The organism is Flavobacterium hauense (assembly GCF_054457175.1).
In genome coordinates, this window is the sequence record NZ_JBTKVX010000019.1 from 61,787 (window position 1) to 80,443 (window position 18,657).

The window sequence follows — 18,657 nt, forward strand, 5'->3', positions numbered from 1 at the left end:
TGATAAGGAAACCCTCATTTGAAAAAATATGAGTATTTTCACGCACTTAAAAATCTCATAGTAGTGAAAAGCAACTCGAAACTCTTTATTGCAATACTGGCAGGCCTCGTTCTTGGCGTAGCCCTGGGCTTGTTTGTGTATTATCAATATCCTAAAGAGACAGCGGCCGATTTTGCTAAGAATGTAAAACTTCTGGGTACCATCTTTATCCGTATGGTACAGATGATTATTGCCCCATTGGTATTCTCCACGCTTGTTGTGGGTATTGCCAAAATGGGCGACATGAAAATGGTAGGGCGTGTAGGGGGCAAGGCAATGGCATGGTTCATTTCGGCCTCACTAATGTCGCTTTTGCTGGGTATGGTACTGGTAAACTGGCTAAGGCCGGGAGAGAGTACTGCCGTATCTATGGCCGATGTTAAGCCTGCCGATGACCTGGTGAACAATGTACATGCATTTTCGCTGGAGCAGTTCGTGACACACGTGGTTCCGAAAAGTATTTTTGAAGCCATGGCGACAAATGAGATATTACAAATCGTTATTTTTTCAATATTATTTGGTATTGCGCTTGCTTCATTAGGCAAGGCAGCCGAGTCTATCATAAAAGTTTTAGATACTATAGCGCATGCCATACTAAAAATGGTAAGTTACGTTATGTGGGTAGCGCCACTGGGAGTTTTTGGTGCAGTATCGGCGGCGGTTGCCGTTTATGGCGGCGGAATATGGAAATTATATGCGAGTTACCTTGCGGCGTTTGCTTTTGGTATACTTTGCCTTTGGATAATATTATTGGGTGTAGGATACCTGATACTGGGCAACAGGCTGTGGTTGTTGCTTAAAAGGCTGGCAGGCCCTCTTCTTATCGCATTCTCTACCACAAGTAGTGAAGCGGTATTCCCGAAACTTACTGAAGAACTGGAGCGTTTTGGCTGCGACCCCAAGATCGTTTCGTTCACACTGCCGTTGGGTTATTCGTTTAACCTTGACGGAAGCATGATGTATATGACCTTTGCGAGTTTGTTTATCGCACAGATCTATGGCATAGACATGCCGCTTGAAAAACAGATACTGATGCTGTTGGTCCTTATGCTTACCAGTAAAGGTATAGCCGGAGTGCCAAGGGCTTCCCTTATAGTCGTTGTGGCAACCTGTGCTATGTTCGGCATTCCGCCGGAAGGTATAGCACTTATATTGCCTATTGACCATTTTTGCGATATGGGACGCAGTATGACAAATGTATTGGGCAATGCCCTTGCTACCACGGCAGTAGATAAGTGGGAAGCTAAAAAAGTTTAGAATATTCATTACCAAAAAAAGACCTTATTATTATGGACAGTTTCCACTGGACAGAGTTGCTTAACCCTGAGTTTTATATCAATCTTCATATAGGCGGGGTGCCTGTGGGCATCTACGTTGTATTGTTTATCGTTTTTGCCGAAACCGGCCTTTTTGCAGGTTTCTTCCTGCCTGGCGACAGCCTTTTGTTTCTTGCGGGTATTTACAGCGCTGAGCTTATGGCTACGCTATTCTCCATAGAAGGCGGTTTCCTGAATGTACTGTTGCTATCGGTACTTGTTGCAGTTGCAGGGATTATAGGCAATATGTTCGGTTACTGGTTTGGTTCCCGAAGTGGTACTTACCTTTACCAAAAAGAAGATTCATTCTGGTTCAAGAAAAAATACCTTGTGCAGTCGCATGAGTTCTTTGAAAAACACGGCGGGCGTGCGATTATTTTTGCGCGTTTCCTTCCGGTTATCCGTACGTTTGCCCCGATCATTGCGGGTATCGTGAAGATGGAGAAAAAGAAATTCATGCTGTTCAATATCATCAGTTCATTCCTTTGGGCTTTTACACTGATATTTGCAGGACACTACCTGTATGGGCTTTTCCTTGATAAGTTCCAGATAGACCTTAAGTCGCACATCGAGATCATCATACTTGGTATCGTTGCGATCACTACGGTTCCGCTTATCATCAATGCCATCAAGGGTAAAAAGATTACCGAAGAAGAAGCGGTAAGAGAAGCTAATGACGATGACGACTCTAACATAATGCCTCCGGTATAATGTTTAGCTACTGGGAAATCAAGAACTGGTTTACCGATGTAGATTATGCCATCGTTGGCAGCGGTATAGTGGGGCTTCATGCTGCACTGCGACTGCGCGAACGTTTCCCTGATTCCAAAATACTTATTATAGAGCGTGGGCCGCTTCCGCAGGGAGCAAGTACCAAGAACGCCGGCTTTGCCTGTTTCGGTAGCTTGTCGGAGATTAACGACGACCTCAAAACACATACCGAAGAAGAAGTGCTGGCGCTTATCCAAAAGCGTTGGGCAGGACTTCAGATGCTGCGAAAGCGCCTTGGCGATTCCGTAATTGATTTCAAACCTTATGGTGGCTACGAACTTTTTCTGAAAGAGGATACTGCAGGTTATGAAGAATGCCTGCGCCGTATGCCTTTCGTGAACGAAGTGCTAAAGCCGCTTTTCAAGACTGATGTATTTGCCAAAGAAGTAGACCGTTTCGATTTTAAAGGCATACACGAATACCTTATCTTCAATCCGTTCGAAGGGCAGATCGATACCGGCAATATGATGCAGGCTTTATTGAAAGATGCTGTTGCCAATAACATTCTTATTCTGAACAGCCATACCGTAACGTCTTATCACGAAAAAGCCGATGGTGTAGAAGTCGCCCTGGCAAATTTCAGTTTCTTTACCAAAAAACTATTGTTTGCGACTAATGGCTTTGCCGGAGAACTGACCAAAGGTCTTGTAAAGCCTGCCCGTGCTCAGGTACTAATCACGGAGCCTATTCCTAACCTCGACATAAAAGGGACTTTCCATATCGACCGCGGGTATTATTACTTCCGCAATATCAATGACCGCATACTATTTGGTGGTGCACGAAATCTTGACTTTGAAGGCGAGACCACAACCGAATTCGGTAATACTGAACTTATCCAAAACCAACTCGAAAAAGTATTGCGCGAAGTGATCCTGGTATGGGTGTAGCGATTGGGAGTATGGTTGGTGCTGAGTTGGGGGATCTGGTATAGATTAAGAGAATTAATTTTTAGGTAATTTATCCAAAGCAATTTCTTTTCTATATGTGTTAAAAGAGGTTGAAAAGAATTCACTTAGTTTTATTTTTAACTTTTTCAAGTTATCATCATTTTGATTTTGTGCGTAATAATTGTAAAAAGCCACCAATTTATTGAAATGCTTAATTTCAGAGTTGTATCCATATAATTGGATAGATTTGTTGATTTCAATAAGCAAAGGTTCAATGTTTTGTTTACCAACTGGTTGATTAGTTGTTTCCCATAATTCAAGTATTTTTTCGAATAATTGGAATCTATAATCTAAACGTTTTTCTAGTCTTTTTGATTTGAGATTAATAATGGGTGTTATTACAAAGTTTATAATCGAAATGATGAAACCTATTCCTCCCAATAATAATGCAACTTTATCTGATGTATCCATTTTAATTTGGTTTAATTTTTCCTAATGTTAGAATGTTAATATAATATTCAATTTCAGATAGTTCTGTAAACCACTCCCTCCCACCATAAAAAAAACCATTGGTTTCCAATAGATAATCATGTGAATTGGTAAACTAAGAGTATCAGTGGTTAATATCAAGATGTGTGTTTTTAATGAATGTTTTAGCAAACTCCATTTCTACATCTTTTCCATTCATGAACTGTTCAATAGTAGGCTGCACTTCATAATCCGGGATAACACCCCTGCCTTTCGGGATGTTTTTCTTTACATCCAGTACAAATTTTAGTACAGGCACATCTATTACAAGTCCTGAGTTAGGTAAAGTGAGTTCAAAGCCATAACCGCTGGTATTGCCATAAAAGCCGCCGCCCACTTCTTCTCCTATGAAAACCGCATTAGTATGTCCTTTCATAAGGCTGCAGAATTCGGCACCGCCGGAGTAGGTCCATCCGCTTGTGAGCACATATACCTGTCCTCTAAACGGATTGGGTTGTAAAGGTGCCTGCTGCTCTATCCTCGGTTTTCTTAAAAATCGCCCGTTAGCTGATTTTTGGTGTTCTTTTGCCAGGTCAGCTTCCAGTTCCTGGTAGTCTTCCTTCTCCTTATAGTCGGTGTATTGATAAAACGAATATTGTAATGCAGATACCTGAACATACTTGTATTTTGTATACGGCTTATTGGTAAGAAAGGAGAAGAGGTAATCCTCGTTACCTTCGGTGCCTCCGCCGTTTTCTCTTACATCGATAATAAGGTTCTGGATTCCTGTTTTTTTGATGGTTTCAAACGAATGCTTAATGAATTTCTTAAAATCCATCCCAGCTTCCTCGTAACTGTCGTCAAGAAACGTGTTTAGGATAAGTGTCGCAGTATTATTGGATATATCGAGGCTCGCCGGCACTTTTGGTTGTTTTATGATTCCCTCTTCTACAAGTGACTTAGTAATCGCCTTAAGCTTGTCAAAGGCTATTGCTTTCAGGGTCAATTCTTTTGTTTCTCCTGTTTTAGGGTTAAGTGCGGTAATTGTAAACGCATCAGGCTGATTGATCACCCGGGCATATTCAACAGCTAGCCGGTGCGCGTCCAAGGCCCTGTATTTGGATATCTCTATGTACCCATCTGCACCAATGGTCGCAAAAATGCGGCTGTAAATGTCTTCAATCTTTACGTTGTTTATTTTTAGCAGCTGCCATCCAATAATGGATATCGAAGCATCCGGATCGTTGAGTATGTAGGGTTTGTTTTTTAAGTTGATAATAGACAGCGGCATGAATTTGCCCTTTTCTTTAGTAAAGGCAGCCACTTCTTCAGATACCGATATGTCGCAATGGTCTTCTTTGGTAAAAGCAACTATGGGAGCCGCGATATTGTAAAATTCTAACCCATTGAGACTGTCTTTAATTTTTAAACGCTGCTGTTGTACCAGTTTATCAAATTCTTCGGGAGAAGTGTACCAGTAGATTCCGGTATGGGCTTCTTTAAGGCTGTTCACTAAAATATCGAAATCTTGTAGCAGCGCTGTTTCGCTATATTTGGGAAGCGGAAGTGATTCAAAATTATTCGTTACTTTTTTCCGTTCCGAACAGGATGCTAAACATAGTATAAGCAACAGGATAACTATTTTTTTCATGATTTTGATTTATGATTGGCTATCAAATATAAGAGGATAATCACACAATGTATCTTTAAATTAATTTTCGGATTAAAATAAATAACCAACAAATTCGTAATTTCGCCTTTCGTTAACCAATCTGTTCTATGTTCAAAAAAATAGCCCGTTTTCTTTTCAAGATATTCTTATGGTTTGTTGCCCTATCGGTAATTTCGGTTGTTATCTTCCGTTTTGTGCCGGTACCGTTTACCCCATTGATGATTTCAAGGGCTTTTGAAATGAAAGACAATGGCAGGGAAATGACTTCCAGCCATGATTGGGTGCCTATCGAAGAGATTTCGCCGAATCTTCAAAAAGCGGTTATTGCCAGTGAGGATGATCTTTTTCTTACGCATAACGGGTTTAATTTCAAGGCGATGCAAAAAGCTTTTAAGAGTAACCAGAAAGGCAAAAAACTTAAAGGGGGCAGTACCATATCACAGCAAACAGCAAAGAATGTTTTCCTTTGGCAGGGCAGGAGCTACATCCGTAAAGGGCTTGAAGCTTACTTTACCGTGCTTATAGAACTGCTTTGGAGCAAAGAACGCATTATGGAAGTGTACCTGAACAGCATAGAAATGGCCGACGGTGTTTATGGCGCTCAGGCTGCTTCGCAACACTGGTATCATAAAGATGCTAAAGACCTTACCAAATATGAGGCTGCCGGAATTGCAGCAATACTTCCGAACCCAAGGAAATTCAGGGCGACGCGATCTTCAGGCTATACCGAAAGACGCAAAGGCAGGATCGTGAAACTAATGCGCTACGTTAAGCTCGATTACAATAAGTGAGAATAATCCTGAGTATAGTAGCGTTGTTGTGCTTTTCCCTATCGTGGGGACAAAAGCCTGCAGAAATCGGCCTCATTACCGATAACGACCTCTATACATCTCCCATCAACGACCAGTATTATACGGCGGGGATGGAATTCTTTTACCGCTACCTCAGTGATAAATCAGATGACAAGCTTGCTAAAAAGATCTACGATTTCAGGGTAGGACAGTACATCTACAATCCACAATCCGTACGCGCCGAAGATATCAACGTAAACGACAGGCCTTTTGCAGGCTATCTTTTCGGTGAATTCGGCATCAACAATTTTTACCAAAATGAAAGCGTTCTGAAATTAAACGTTCAGGGCGGGGTAGTAGGCCCTGAGTCAGGCGCCGAGGCTGTACAGCGGGGATTGCACGCCATCGTCGGTTATCCCACCGTGCGTGGCTGGCAGCACCAGATCACTACTGCTGCTGCGGTACAAATAGGAGCTTACTATTCGCATAAGGTATTTGGTGAACGCTTTAAAGAAAAAGTAGATATGCATCTTTTAGGCGAAGTAAATATAGGTACGATATGGAACAGTGCCAGTATCGGCGGAATGATGCGTATAAGCCTTAAAAACATGCTGCATCCCATGTATGATTCAAGCCTGCACAATTCGGTGCTGAATAAAGATAAAGAGGCTTACAAGCAGCATCGTGAGCTTATGCTGTACCTGAACCCTAATTTGCAATATATGCAGTATGATGCCACTATTTTAGGCAGTCATTTTAACGATACCAGCCCTGTCACATTTCCGCTGATACCTTTTCGCTTTAATGCCGAAGTAGGTGTGAAGTACCGCTACAACAATTGGAATTATTCCTATTCCTTCAACTACCGTGGCAAAGAGCTTTCGAACAATGTTATTACAGGATTCTATTACGGCTCGATACAGATCTCGTATTTTCTTTAGTTTTCAGTTACAGTCTTTAGTACTGCCAGTCATTGCGAGTGAAGTGAAACGGAACGCGGCAATCTCAACAATTGAAAGCGGATGACGCGGATTTGGGCAGATTATCGCGGATTGCTAAATGTCTTCATCTCGACCGCAATTAATGAAGAAGATGAATCTCGAAATAGATTGCTTCGTTCCTCGCAATGACTGTAAGCAAAAAAAAAATCTATTACCGCATTACTGCAATAATAGATTTTTTAATATCTGAGTCTGAAAACTTACTTCTTCACATTCGGAGTAACGCCCATATTGTAAAGCGTAAATGCCTGTATGTCGCTGTACTCGTCTATCATTTGCGCGATAGATTTTCCTGCTCCGTGTCCTGCCTTAACTCCAATTCTGATTAATACAGGGTTATTGCCTGTTTGTTTGTCCTGAAGTTCGGCAGCAAACTTAAAGCTGTGCGCCGGAACTACGCGGTCATCATGGTCACCCGTGGTAACAAGTGTTGCAGGATACTGAACCCCTTTTTTCACATTCTGTACCGGTGAATAGCCTTTCAGGTAATTGAACATTTCGGCACTGTCTTCGGAGGTACCGTAGTCGTATGCCCATCCTGCACCTGCCGTAAAGGTATGGTAACGTAGCATGTCAAGCACACCAACTGCCGGAAGTGCAACTTTCATAAGGTCAGGGCGCTGGGTCATGGTAGCACCAACAAGCAGTCCACCATTAGAGCCACCGCTTATAGCAAGGTAGTTAGACGATGTATACTTGTTTATAATAAGGAATTCCGCTGCGGCAATAAAATCGTCAAATACATTTTGTTTTTGTTGCTTAGTGCCTGCATCGTGCCATTTTTTGCCATACTCACCTCCGCCGCGAAGGTTAGCTACGGCATAAATACCGCCATTTTCCATCCAAACCGCATTGGATATGCTAAAGCTTGGTGTAAGGCTGATGTTGAAACCGCCATAACCATAAAGTATGGTTGGATTCTTGCCATCAAGCTTAGTGCCTTTTTTATAGGTAATGATCATCGGTATCTTGGTGCCGTCTTTTGAGGTGTAGAATACCTGCTTCGATTCGAAGTCGTCGCTGTTGAAATCTACTTTCGGACGTTGGTACAGTTCTGATTTGCCAGATTTAGGATCAAAAGAATAAATCGTTCCCGGAGTAGTGTAGTTGGTAAACGAGTAATACAATGTTTTTTCTTCTTTCTTTCCGCCAAAACCACCTGCGGTACCCAATCCAGGAAGGGTAATGTCGCGCACGAGCTTACCGTTGTAGTCGTATTGTTTAACTACTGATACAGCGTCTTTCATATATTCTGCAAAAATATAGCCTGAACCCGTAGATGCAGAAAGCACATTTTCTGTTTCAGGGATAAGGTCTTTCCAGTTTTTCTGCTGCGGATTTTCTGCGTCAACGGTAACGACTTTTATATTTGGGGCATTGTAATTGGTAGCAATATAAAGCGTACTTCCATTGTTGTCTATAATATGGCTGTCGGTATCAAAGTTATTGGTAAGGGCGATAAATTTGCTGTTAGCTTTGGTGAGGTCTTTAATATAAAGTTCATTACCTGAAGTGGCTTCCGACGCCGATACGATAAGATAGCGTTTGTCTTCGGTTACACCACCGCCTACATAACGCCTTTTTATATCATGCCCAAAGATGACTTTGTCCTCTTTTTGCGAGGTGCCAAGTTTGTGGTAGTATAATTTATGCTGGTCGGTTTTTGCAGACAGCTCGCTGCCCACAGGTTTGTCATAGCTTGAATAATAGAAGCCCTCGCTTCCGTACCATGAAATACCGCTGAATTTTACATCAACAATAGTTTCACCAATCAGTTTTTTTGTTTTGGTATCCATAACGAATACTTTTCGCCAGTCGCTGCCTCCTTCGGAGATCGAATAGGCCATAAGGTCGCCTTTTTTGGTGAAGTTCACGCCACCAAGCGAAGTAGTTCCGTCTTTAGACAATGTATTTGGGTCAAGGAAAATCTCCTCTTTTCCGTCTTTGCCCTTGCGGTATAGAACCGACTGGTTCTGCAATCCGTTATTCCTGTAGTAGTAGGTAAAATCGCCTTCCTTGAATGGTGCGCTTATCCTCTCGTAATTCCATAGTTTTTCCAGCCGTGCGCGAATGGCAGCACGGAATGGTATTTGTGAAAGGTAATCAAAAGTAACTTCGTTTTCGGCCTTTACCCATGCAGCTGTCTCTTCAGAGCGGTCGTCTTCAAGCCAACGGTAGGGGTCAGGTACTTTTGTTCCAAAATAAGTATCAACAACATCTCCCTTGTGTGTTACGGGATATTTAATAGAGGTTTTGCTATTTTCGTGCATCTGTGCATTTAAGGTCAGGCTACAGGCTGCAGCCATAATGGTTATTGTTTTTTTCATCAGATCGTGTTTGATACACAAAAATAGCAAAAACAGTTTCTTAAGAAGTAAACAAAGGCTTGTATTTCAATCGGTGCTTGTAAATCAGTATACCGTTAAGGATTGCTACCAATAATGCCGTGCCTATCGCCGGGATGTCCAGGAACAGGTGGAACAGCAGAATGTTAAGCGATAACGGAACTAATAACAAAAGCACAAACGGAACCCACATCCTGCAGATAAGCAGGAACCCGATGATAATTTCAAATATGGCAACGAGAGTGAGAATGTAACCCGTGTCAGCCAGTGAGGCCATAAAATCGGCGGCTTGCGGTGGCGGCTGTGGCAGCGGGATAAAAGAGTAGATTTTGTTTACGCCGAAAACGATCAGGATAAGCCCAAGCAATATCCTTACAATTTGAGTAAATTTTGAATTCATAGGCTAAAAGGATTTTAATTTAAACAAAAATTAGAAGGTTCCTTTAAAGTTAATGAATTTATTATTAGGAATTTAACAAAAATTAAATCTTAGGATAACAAATAAAATCCCCGCTATCTCATAGTAAGATAGCGGGGAAAATATTCATTTTGCAATAGTTTACTCAACGTTCACATTGAACACCACTTCGGCATCAGTGCTACCACCTGCGTTAGTGATGATACCCTGTGCTACACCTTCAGCATCTTTGTTAGGTTCGTGTATAAGGCGTAGCGTTAAGTTTCCTGTAGCTGCATTTTGTGCCGCTGTATAGGTAAACTTAAGCCCGATCGGGTTACCGTTTACATCAGTATCTGTGTATGCAAAAGTACCAAGTCCTGCCTGTGTGAAGAATATCTGGTGCTCGTGTCCTTCTTCAAATACCTCTTCGGTAATGTTGCCGGCAGGGGTTTCAAGTTCGTTCAGGAAAGTTACCGCTCCGTTATATACCGCTCCTTTTGCGAAATTGCCTGATACGGTTACAACAGGTTTGTCAGGGCCGTCGCCGTCAAGGTCTCGGGATGTAAGTACTATAGGTGTTCCGCCGCCCTGCGGAGTGAATGTCGCCGTAACTGTAGTGATCACTTCTTCTTCGTTTACAAGTGTTGCGGTATCATCGCTGCTGCACGACGAAAAAGTAATGATTGTGATTAGTGCTAAGGCTGAAATTTTTAAGTTTTTCATTTTGATAGAAATTTTATGGATTAATAATTGAATTTTAACTGTAATTGAAAGTTGCGGCCTGTATCGTCTACATAAAGGCGCTGGCGATTCAGGTAATCGCGATATGTGGTGTCGAAGATATTCAGTACCGAAAAGTTTACTGCCAGTCCGGTATTCTCGGATGTTTTAAATGTCATACCCGAACTGAAGTGGAACAGGCTGTAGCCTTTGGGTGGAGTGCTGATGTCAACCAGCGTTTCTACAAACTCGCCATTTACAGGGATCTGAGTTGTAAAGTTGTTATCGGGATAACGTTTTTGGGTAAATACCGACTCGTTGCGCACTTCCGCATAAAAGCCATGCCAGTCTTTTACGTCATAACGGATAGTGTTGACAAGATTCATCGGAGCCATTTCTATAAGCGGCAGGTCATTACTAATGTCTTGTCCATACAGGTAGGCGAAAGAAAGGTTGTGCTGCCAGTGGCGGTCTATTTTCCAGTTGGTATGTAGGTCCAGACCTGCCATAAGAGCATCAGTCTGTTTGTATTCATATACAGGGAATGCTCCCCTTATGCTTTGTTCGATCCCTATTGGTGACTGATAAATAAAGTTGTTGATCATATTCAGGTACGGAGTGGCTTCAAACGTAAACGCGCCATCCGTTTTTAACAGGGTAGCCGACAGCTTATACGATTCTTCTTTTTGGATGCCAAGATTGCCCAGCTCAATTGTCCCGGTAGAGTGGTGCAGCCCGTCACTAAACAGTTCCGACGGATTAGGGTTGCGCATGGCTAGTCCGGCATTCGCCAAAAATTGATAACCACTGTTTAGTTGTTTGCGTATTCCCAAACTTGCCGAAATGTTATGAAAGGTAAAATCAGGAGACGTTAGCCATTGAGTTCCTGCATCGGCAACAATAAAATGATCATATACACCATCATACCCCAGGCTTGTCCATCTGGTTTTCTGGTAATATTTTGAGGCTTCCATGTGAGAGAAGTCGTAACGCAATCCTGCTTCTCCGGTAAAGCTGTCAGAAAAGGCATAGCTGGCAATGCCATAAGCTCCGGCATCGGTTTTTTTATAATTAGGGATAAGCGGACGTATGCCTGTATCAGGACTCGAGTTATTATCCTGTGCCGAAAAACTTACACCGCTTTTCAGTGTAAAGGCATCCATTTCTTTTTTCCAGTCGGCTTGCCCCGAATGCGTAACCAGGGTAAGGTCAAGAGCAGGTTTGTCGGCATAAGGGCCACGTCGTATGTCAAACTCCTTTCGGCTGTTGTGCTGAAAGGCATACTGCACGGAAAGGCTTGAATTGTCACTGAATCTTTTATTGAAATTGAGCTTTGCCAAATGGTGTACCACATCCTGTTTTGGTGCATCAATGTCGTAAGTGAAAGGCTCGATTACCGAAGGCTCTTTGCTGTTGATGGCACGCACCAGATCGGATATGCTGCCAATGTGGGTTGCCTTTGCAATGCCTATTTCCGCATCATACAAACTGTAATAGGCGGAAATATCATAGCTGTCGCCAATGTATTTCAGGTCACCAGCAAAATTAGTTTCGCGATTACCAGTGTTTGATAACGCATAGTCAGGTGTTTGCCTGTCGCCAAAGTACTTGAAAGTACCCGCTGCATTCCATGCCCATCCTTTTTCTGCGCCTTTATGCAGGCTTGACGATATGCTGCCACCACGCCCGTTAGATGCCAGGTTCATGATGGTCTTTCCAAACAGTGTATCCTTCAATACCGAAACAGGTTCTACCAGTACCAGTCCGCCAATGGCGTCACCGCCATATTGCAGGGCGTTGGCGCCTTTTATGACCGATATTTTTCCTGCGGCATTAATATCAAGGTTAGGGGCGTGTTCCGTGCCCCATTGCTGGTCTTCAAGACGAACATTATTCGATAGTATCGGAACCCTGCTGCTGTGCAACCCGTTAATAACGGGCTTCACTACGGTATTGCCTGTTTTAAGGCTGTATACACCGGCAATTTCCTTCAAGGCATCACCAAGGGAAGCATCACTGTATTTTTCGATGGTGGCAGTTTTCAGCTTCTCTTCGTGAATAGTGTTTTTAGGTACAGCATTGTTTTCAGTCAGCACGACCTCCTGTAGCTGTGAAGCCTCAGGCTTCAGCACGGCATCAAAACGCAGCTGCTGTTGTACCGTAATTAGTGTGTCAAGTGTTTTAAAACCTACAAACGATACCACAAGGCGATGCTCGCCGGATGGCACGTTATGAATTTCATAACTACCATCGGGATTGCTTGCCGCATGCAGCTGTTCAATATGGATATGTGCCCCGTCAAGAGGGGTATTCTGGGTTGTGGTAACGCTCCCGCTAATGGTGTTCTGGGAATACGCGCACAGGGTTCCTGCCATAAATACGGCAAGAAGGATATTGTAAAATCGCATGATTGTTTTCGTTCAGAATGAATAATTAATTCAGTTCTGGCCTCACCCCCGGCCCCTCTCCGAAGGAGAGGGGTGAATGGGGATTACGAAATAAATTTGCAGAGCAAATCTGTATGAGTAAGTAAGCAAGAGTGTCCCTCTCCTTTGAGAGGGAGTCAGGGTGAGGCCTATGCCAAACTTGGCGGCCCCCTATGCGAAAACAAACTTCCGGCGAATACCGAAGCTGTATTTTCTACGCTGTTAAAGCGGTAGGGTATTTCGTTAAAAGGAAAATCTAGCCTTAAGCAGAATTGCTGTGGCTGGATGAAGTAATCAAAATGGAAATCACAGACAGAACAGTCTTCGTCCTCATGGTCGTGATTATCGGCGGCAGTAAAATGTTTGCCTTCTTTTTTTAGCTCATGGTGCTCATAAGCATTGTGGGTATGGCTAAAGGCATGAAAAGATTGGTAGGCAATAGTGAGCTGCACTAATGCCATCAGGGCCAGGTTAAATATGGCGAACTTTCTTTTCATTAGGGCAAAGGTATAAAAAGAATTTAATTAAATGCAATAAAGTTGCAATTAGGAAGGTTTTAACATGATAGGATTTATTCCCTACGGGAAATTATGAGATTGGTCAATGATTATTCTACCGAAATTAAATCGCTACGCGATATTGGGGATGAGTAGTTTCCCGTTAGGGGAATAATTTTATTTCTTACTTATATGATTTAGTATTGGCTCCTATGATAAAAAATACCATACCTAGAATGAATAAAAGTATTCCACCACAAAAACAGGGTGTGTTATATGGATAGCAGGATGTGCACGTAAAGCCATATCCTACACCGAACCATCCTAAAAGTATTGAGATACCACCGGCTAACATATATCTTCTATCTTTTCTCATTTGGTAAATTTAATGATAATATCGTTCTGTCATTGCGAGGAAGTACAACGAAGCAATCTAAAAAGATTGCCACACTCCACTGCGTTCCGTTCGCAAAGACAAAACAGCCACAAAAAACCCTGCAATTCTCATTGCAGGGTTTCCATATCATTTATCTTGTGAGATTATACTAATCCATTTGCTGTTAGGTACTCAGCGATCTGAACCGCATTGGTAGCAGCACCTTTTCTAAGGTTATCGGCAACGATCCACATGTTAAGGGTGTTGTCCTGGCTTTCGTCACGACGGATACGGCCTACGAAAACATCATCTTTACCTTCAGCATATAGCGGCATTGGGTAAGAGAATGCATCAAGATCATCCTGAATAGTGATGCCCGGTGTAGCCGCAAGGATAGCACGAACCTCATTTACATCAAAGTCGTTAGTGAATTCAATGTTAACCGACTCGCTGTGCCCGCCTACAGTTGGGATACGAACAGTAGTAGCTGTTACTTTAACCGAATCGTCACCAAGGATCTTCTTGGTCTCTTTTGTCATTTTCATTTCCTCTTTGGTATAGCCGTTTGCTTCAAAAACGTCTATCTGAGGGATTGCATTACGGTGAATAGGGTATTTGTATGCCATTTCGCCTTCAATGCCTGCATATTCGTTCTCCAGCTGCTTAACAGCCTTAACGCCTGTTCCTGTAACCGACTGGTAGGTAGAAACAACCACGCGCTCAATGTTGTATTTTTTGTGCAGCGGTGCTAATGCCAGTACCATCTGGATGGTAGAGCAGTTAGGGTTGGCTATGATCTTATCTTCTTTAGTAAGCTCGCCGGCATTGATTTCAGGAACAACCAGTTTTTTGGTTGGGTCCATTCTCCATGCGCTTGAGTTATCAATAACGGTAGTTCCAGCTTCGGCAAATTTTGGAGCCCACTCTTTAGAAGTATCACCGCCCGCTGAGAAAAGCGCTATTTGCGGCTTCATGCTTACGGCAGTGTCAAGGCTCACCACCTTATACTTATTTCCCTTAAATTCGATTTCCTTACCAACCGACCTCTCAGAAGCCACCGGTATCAATTCAGTTATTGGAAAATTTCTTTCTGCCAGTACTTTCAGCATTACTTCGCCTACCATTCCGGTAGCGCCTACAACTGCAACTTTCATAATTTCGAGTGTTATTAATTATAATATTTTCGGCAAAATTAGTTATAAAAGTGTTTCAACGCACAAAAATATAACAAAGAAAAACCGCCCTTTAAGGACGGTTTTGTTAAACAATAGAATATATAGCGTAGCGGAAACGTCTTTTATACTGAGTGTGTTATATTCTAAACTTATTGTTTAGCCTTTAGGGCATCACGTATTTCCATAAGCAGTTTTTCCTCATTGGTAGGTGCTGGCGGTTCAGCAGGTGCTTCAACCTCTTTTTTACGCATTGCATTCACTCCTTTAATAACAAGGAACAGTACAAAAGCGACAATCAGGAAAGAAAGCACATTCGATATAAAGTTACCGTATTTTACACCGGCACCCCAGGTAAGGTCTTTAATATCTTCAAGTCCGGCGGTCTTAAGTACCGGGGTTAATATCAGCGGTGTTATGATGTCTTCTACCATAGATTTTACGATGGCACCAAACGCGGCACCGATAACAACACCGACTGCAAGGTCAAGTACATTACCCTTAAGGGCAAACTCTTTAAATTCTTTTGCAAATCCCATAAGCTTAGGTTTTTTTGAGGTTTGAATAATGTTTTGGTTAGCCTAAGATACAAACATTTTTTTATTCTTTATAAAAAACCCGCTTAACGCGCTGCGAAATACTCGTTAGTATCTCATAGGGTATTGTACCTAAAGTAGCAGCCATCTCTACAACGGTAGGTGCTTTTCCAAATATCACGGCCCTGTCGCCCTCTTTACAGTCAATTCCCGTAATGTTTACCATCATCATATCCATCGATATGGTTCCAGTTATCACAGCCTTTTTTCCATTGATGGTTACATAGCCTTTTTGGTTGCCCCATGCTCTCGGAATACCATCGGCATAGCCAACAGGTAGTGTAGCGATACGGATGGGCTCGCTGGCCATAAACCTTCGGCTGTAGCCAATGCTTTCGCCGGCTTCTATGTCTTTTATTTGAAGGATAACGGTTTTAAGCGTACCCACGGTTTCGAGCTGCTGGCGCTCGGTCTCGTCGTTGCCGACGCCATACAGGCCAATGCCCAGGCGTACCATATCATATTGTGCCTGTGGGAAATTGTAAATTCCCGAAGTGTTCAGTATATGTCTTAGTGGCTTTATCTCAAGTTCGGACATCAATTTTGTCGACCATCTTTCAAAATTATCGATCTGCCCAAGGGTGAAATCTCGGTAATCAGGTACATCACTTGATGACAGGTGCGAGAAAATACTTTTTACTGCGACAAAATTGTTGTTTGTAAGCAGGTCGATAAGCTCATCGAGCTGGTTTTCCATAAAGCCAAGGCGGTGCATGCCTGTGTCCAGTTTGATGTGGATAGGGTAGTTGGAAAGATTCTTTTGTTGTGCGACAGTAATAAATGCTCTCAACTCTTTCGCCGAATATACTTCCGGCTCCAGATTGTAAGCTGCCATTGCGGCAAAGGCAGTCCTCTCAGGATTCATTACAATAATCGGTGTCTTGATGCCTGCATTACGTAATGCAATACCCTCATCGGCAAAAGCCACACCTAAGTAATCTACTTTTTGATGCGACAATGCTTTGGCAATCTCATAACTGCCGCTCCCGTAGCCAAAGGCCTTTACCATAACCATGATCTTGGTTTCAGGCTTCAGCCGGCTTTTATAGAAGTTGAGGTTGTGTACAATGGCGTTCAGGTTGATTTCCAATACCGTTTCATGGGTCTTTTCTTCAAGGAATACTACGATCTCGTCAAAACGGAAGCTTCTTGCGCCTTTAACCAAAACGGTTTCGTTCTCAAACGCATTGGCTTTATAATGGGCGAGGAATTCCTGCGTAGTGCTGTACGGAAAAAAGTTAGGGAAATCGGCCAACTCGCGACTGATGGTTTCGCCTATGCCTATGACCTGGCTGATGTTATGCCCTGAAAGCAATCGTGACACCTTAGCATAAAGCTCTTCGGTTTCAAACCCGCTTTGGAAAACGTCAGACAGGATTATTGTTTTTTTAGTATGTGTCTTGTGCTGCTCTAAAAAGTCGAGTGCAATTTTCAGTGATTGATAGTCAGAGCTGAAGCTGTCGTCTATAATCGTGCAGCCATTGATGCCGTTCTTTACCTGCAGTCGAAGCTCAACAGGGTACAATCCTGCAAGGCGTTCCCTAATCACGTCATGGCTGTAGCCAAGGTGCAACAGTATCATCAGGCTGTTAATGGCATTTTCTATAGAAGCGTCATCGGTAAACGGAATCTCAGCGTTAAAACTGTTGATGCCTTTTGTAATAGTAAGGGTCGTTTTGCCAAAGCTTTGGCTGCTGCCAATGGTAACATCGGCACCTTCGGAATAATCCCAGGTAAAAGTTTTTATGTTTGGGTTGAGAGCCCTTGTTACTGCATCGTTCTTTTGGCAAATGAGCAATTTTACGTTAGCAAATAACTTTAGCTTCTCACTTATTTTTTCTTCCCGGCTGGCAAAACCTTCATCGTGAGCGGAGCCAATGTTGGTCAAAACTCCAATATCCGGACGGATGATAGGTTCGAGTTTTTCCATTTCTCCCTGAAGGGAAATCCCTGCTTCAAAAATACCAAGGTTATGCTTTTGGTTGATGCCAATGATTGATAATGGTACACCGACCTGTGAGTTGTAGCTCTTAGGGCTACGGATAATGTTATAGTCGGGGCTTAGCAGGTAGTTGAGCCATTCTTTTACGATGGTCTTTCCGCTACTGCCTGTAATGGCAATAACAGGGAAGCTGAAAAGCTGCCTGTAATAGATAGCAAAATCCTGTAATGCCTTAAGTGTATTGCCTACGATAAAAAAATTGGCTTTTCCTTCTGAGCCTGCAGGAATGTGTGTTACAACAAAATTGACTACGCCTTTTTTTATAAGCTCGTTAATGTATTGGTGTCCGTCGCGGTTTTGTCCGCCAAGGGCAAAAAAGAGAGTGCCGCTGTTGTTTTGCAGCGAACGGCTGTCTATGGAAACATTATCAATTTCCATATTCTGCTCAACTCCCTCAAATTGGGAATGCAGCGCGGGTATGATATCCTGGATTTTAAGGCTCAAGATTGCTGTTTTAAAAAAATTAAAAATTCTTGTGGAGTCATTACAGGTATTTCAGAACTCTTGAAGTCTTTTGTGTTTCGTGTAATTATATAGTTGCAATCTGATTTTACGGCAGAGTAATACTGTAATCCATCTTCAAAGTCAGAAAAATTAGAGTTTAAACTTTTTTCAATTACAATTTCATCTAAAGAAATGGTTTCACAAACAGCTTTAAACTTTCTTAAGCCTTCTTTGCTTTTAGATGGCGAAAGAATCTTGCTCAAAAAATAATCAGTAGTTACATAAGAGAGTGCAGAAACAGCCATTGTTGCCTTCCCCTTATCTGCTAAAGAAACAATTTTAGCAGCATCTTCAAAAAACGGAACACGGTTGCCTAAAAGATCAAGCATGACATTAGTGTCAAGGAATAATTTCATTATTGATGCTTTTGTGATAAGTAATCAAAATATTCTTTTTCATCCAGATCTGTTGGCAGTGATTTTTCTGAAGCCATGCTTCGAACAAAAGCAGTTATTTCAAATTCATCTGATTCTGTTTTTTTTTCAGAAGTCAATGATTGAAAATAAGATTCAACAATAGAAGATAAACTTCTGTTAGTTGTTGAAGCATATACTTTTGCTTTCTCAATAATATCCTTGTCGAGTTTCAAAGTTAACTTTGTGTCCATGATAAAATATTTATACGTACAAATGTAATAAATTTATCCGTACAAATAAAAATTCTATCCGAATGCG

The 18,657-nt window shown here is 42.2% G+C and carries 17 protein-coding genes; 5 read left to right on the forward strand and 12 right to left on the reverse strand.

Annotated features, from left to right (window positions below; all coding sequences use genetic code 11):
* The first annotated feature begins 63 nt into the window (after positions 1 to 63).
* The 3 genes from ACX0HA_RS13785 to ACX0HA_RS13795 are packed head-to-tail and all read left to right on the forward strand — an operon-like array spanning position 64 to position 3,013.
* Positions 64 to 1,296: a dicarboxylate/amino acid:cation symporter gene (locus tag ACX0HA_RS13785; protein WP_458845872.1), complete on the forward strand. Its 1,233-nt coding sequence runs from the start codon at positions 64 to 66 to the stop codon at positions 1,294 to 1,296.
* 32 nt (positions 1,297 to 1,328) lie between these two features.
* Positions 1,329 to 2,066 (forward strand): DedA family protein, encoded by a 738-nt coding sequence (locus ACX0HA_RS13790; protein ID WP_458845873.1) that lies wholly within the window; start codon positions 1,329 to 1,331, stop codon positions 2,064 to 2,066.
* Positions 2,063 to 3,013: an NAD(P)/FAD-dependent oxidoreductase gene (locus ACX0HA_RS13795; protein ID WP_458845900.1), complete on the forward strand. Its 951-nt coding sequence runs from the start codon at positions 2,063 to 2,065 to the stop codon at positions 3,011 to 3,013. Before ACX0HA_RS13790 ends, ACX0HA_RS13795 begins: the two co-directional genes overlap by 4 nt.
* A 54-nt stretch (positions 3,014 to 3,067) precedes the next feature.
* On the opposite strand, the gene ACX0HA_RS13800 is transcribed toward ACX0HA_RS13795, so the two are convergent.
* Both ACX0HA_RS13800 and ACX0HA_RS13805 read right to left on the reverse strand, forming a co-directional pair.
* Positions 3,068 to 3,484 (reverse strand): hypothetical protein, encoded by a 417-nt coding sequence (locus tag ACX0HA_RS13800; RefSeq protein WP_458845874.1) that lies wholly within the window; start codon positions 3,482 to 3,484, stop codon positions 3,068 to 3,070.
* 142 nt (positions 3,485 to 3,626) lie between these two features.
* Positions 3,627 to 5,132 carry a S41 family peptidase gene (locus ACX0HA_RS13805; protein ID WP_458845875.1) on the reverse strand — a complete coding sequence of 502 codons (1,506 nt, stop codon included), beginning with the start codon at positions 5,130 to 5,132 and terminating at the stop codon, positions 3,627 to 3,629.
* A 128-nt stretch (positions 5,133 to 5,260) separates the two neighbouring features.
* On the opposite strand from ACX0HA_RS13805, the gene mtgA reads away from it, so the two are divergent.
* Entirely contained in the window at positions 5,261 to 5,944 is a 684-nt protein-coding gene (gene mtgA / locus ACX0HA_RS13810; protein ID WP_458845876.1) for a monofunctional biosynthetic peptidoglycan transglycosylase, read from the forward strand.
* Positions 5,941 to 6,885 (forward strand): lipid A deacylase LpxR family protein, encoded by a 945-nt coding sequence (locus ACX0HA_RS13815; protein WP_458845877.1) that lies wholly within the window; start codon positions 5,941 to 5,943, stop codon positions 6,883 to 6,885. Before mtgA ends, ACX0HA_RS13815 begins: the two co-directional genes overlap by 4 nt.
* A 260-nt stretch (positions 6,886 to 7,145) precedes the next feature.
* Here ACX0HA_RS13815 and ACX0HA_RS13820 read toward each other — a convergent pair whose 3' ends face one another.
* The 10 genes from ACX0HA_RS13820 to ACX0HA_RS13865 form a co-directional block, all read right to left on the reverse strand.
* Entirely contained in the window at positions 7,146 to 9,272 is a 2,127-nt protein-coding gene (locus ACX0HA_RS13820; RefSeq protein WP_458845878.1) for a prolyl oligopeptidase family serine peptidase, read from the reverse strand.
* Positions 9,273 to 9,312: 40 nt separating this feature from the next.
* Complete coding sequence (locus ACX0HA_RS13825) at positions 9,313 to 9,690, reverse strand: DoxX family membrane protein (RefSeq protein ID WP_458845879.1); 378 nt, start codon at positions 9,688 to 9,690, stop codon at positions 9,313 to 9,315.
* A 159-nt stretch (positions 9,691 to 9,849) separates the two neighbouring features.
* Positions 9,850 to 10,413, reverse strand: coding sequence for a type 1 periplasmic binding fold superfamily protein (locus ACX0HA_RS13830; RefSeq protein ID WP_458845880.1), 564 nt, complete (start codon positions 10,411 to 10,413; stop codon positions 9,850 to 9,852).
* 20 nt (positions 10,414 to 10,433) lie between these two features.
* Positions 10,434 to 12,818: a TonB-dependent receptor gene (locus ACX0HA_RS13835; protein WP_458845881.1), complete on the reverse strand. Its 2,385-nt coding sequence runs from the start codon at positions 12,816 to 12,818 to the stop codon at positions 10,434 to 10,436.
* 167 nt (positions 12,819 to 12,985) lie between these two features.
* Positions 12,986 to 13,333 (reverse strand): hypothetical protein, encoded by a 348-nt coding sequence (locus ACX0HA_RS13840; RefSeq protein ID WP_458845882.1) that lies wholly within the window; start codon positions 13,331 to 13,333, stop codon positions 12,986 to 12,988.
* Positions 13,334 to 13,873: 540 nt separating this feature from the next.
* Positions 13,874 to 14,863, reverse strand: a complete 990-nt coding sequence (locus ACX0HA_RS13845) for an aspartate-semialdehyde dehydrogenase (RefSeq protein WP_458845883.1) — start codon at positions 14,861 to 14,863, stop codon at positions 13,874 to 13,876.
* A gap of 170 nt (positions 14,864 to 15,033) precedes the next feature.
* Positions 15,034 to 15,420, reverse strand: a complete 387-nt coding sequence (gene mscL, locus ACX0HA_RS13850) for a large conductance mechanosensitive channel protein MscL (protein ID WP_458845884.1) — start codon at positions 15,418 to 15,420, stop codon at positions 15,034 to 15,036.
* Positions 15,421 to 15,481: 61 nt separating this feature from the next.
* Entirely contained in the window at positions 15,482 to 17,923 is a 2,442-nt protein-coding gene (locus ACX0HA_RS13855; protein WP_458845885.1) for a bifunctional UDP-N-acetylmuramoyl-tripeptide:D-alanyl-D-alanine ligase/alanine racemase, read from the reverse strand.
* Positions 17,920 to 18,339, reverse strand: coding sequence for a type II toxin-antitoxin system VapC family toxin (locus tag ACX0HA_RS13860; protein WP_458845886.1), 420 nt, complete (start codon positions 18,337 to 18,339; stop codon positions 17,920 to 17,922). The genes ACX0HA_RS13855 and ACX0HA_RS13860 overlap by 4 nt, the downstream gene beginning before the upstream one ends.
* A complete protein-coding gene (locus ACX0HA_RS13865) occupies positions 18,339 to 18,590 on the reverse strand; it encodes a DUF6364 family protein (RefSeq protein WP_458845887.1) in 252 nt (83 codons plus the stop codon). The genes ACX0HA_RS13860 and ACX0HA_RS13865 overlap by 1 nt, the downstream gene beginning before the upstream one ends.
* Positions 18,591 to 18,657 lie beyond the last annotated feature (67 nt).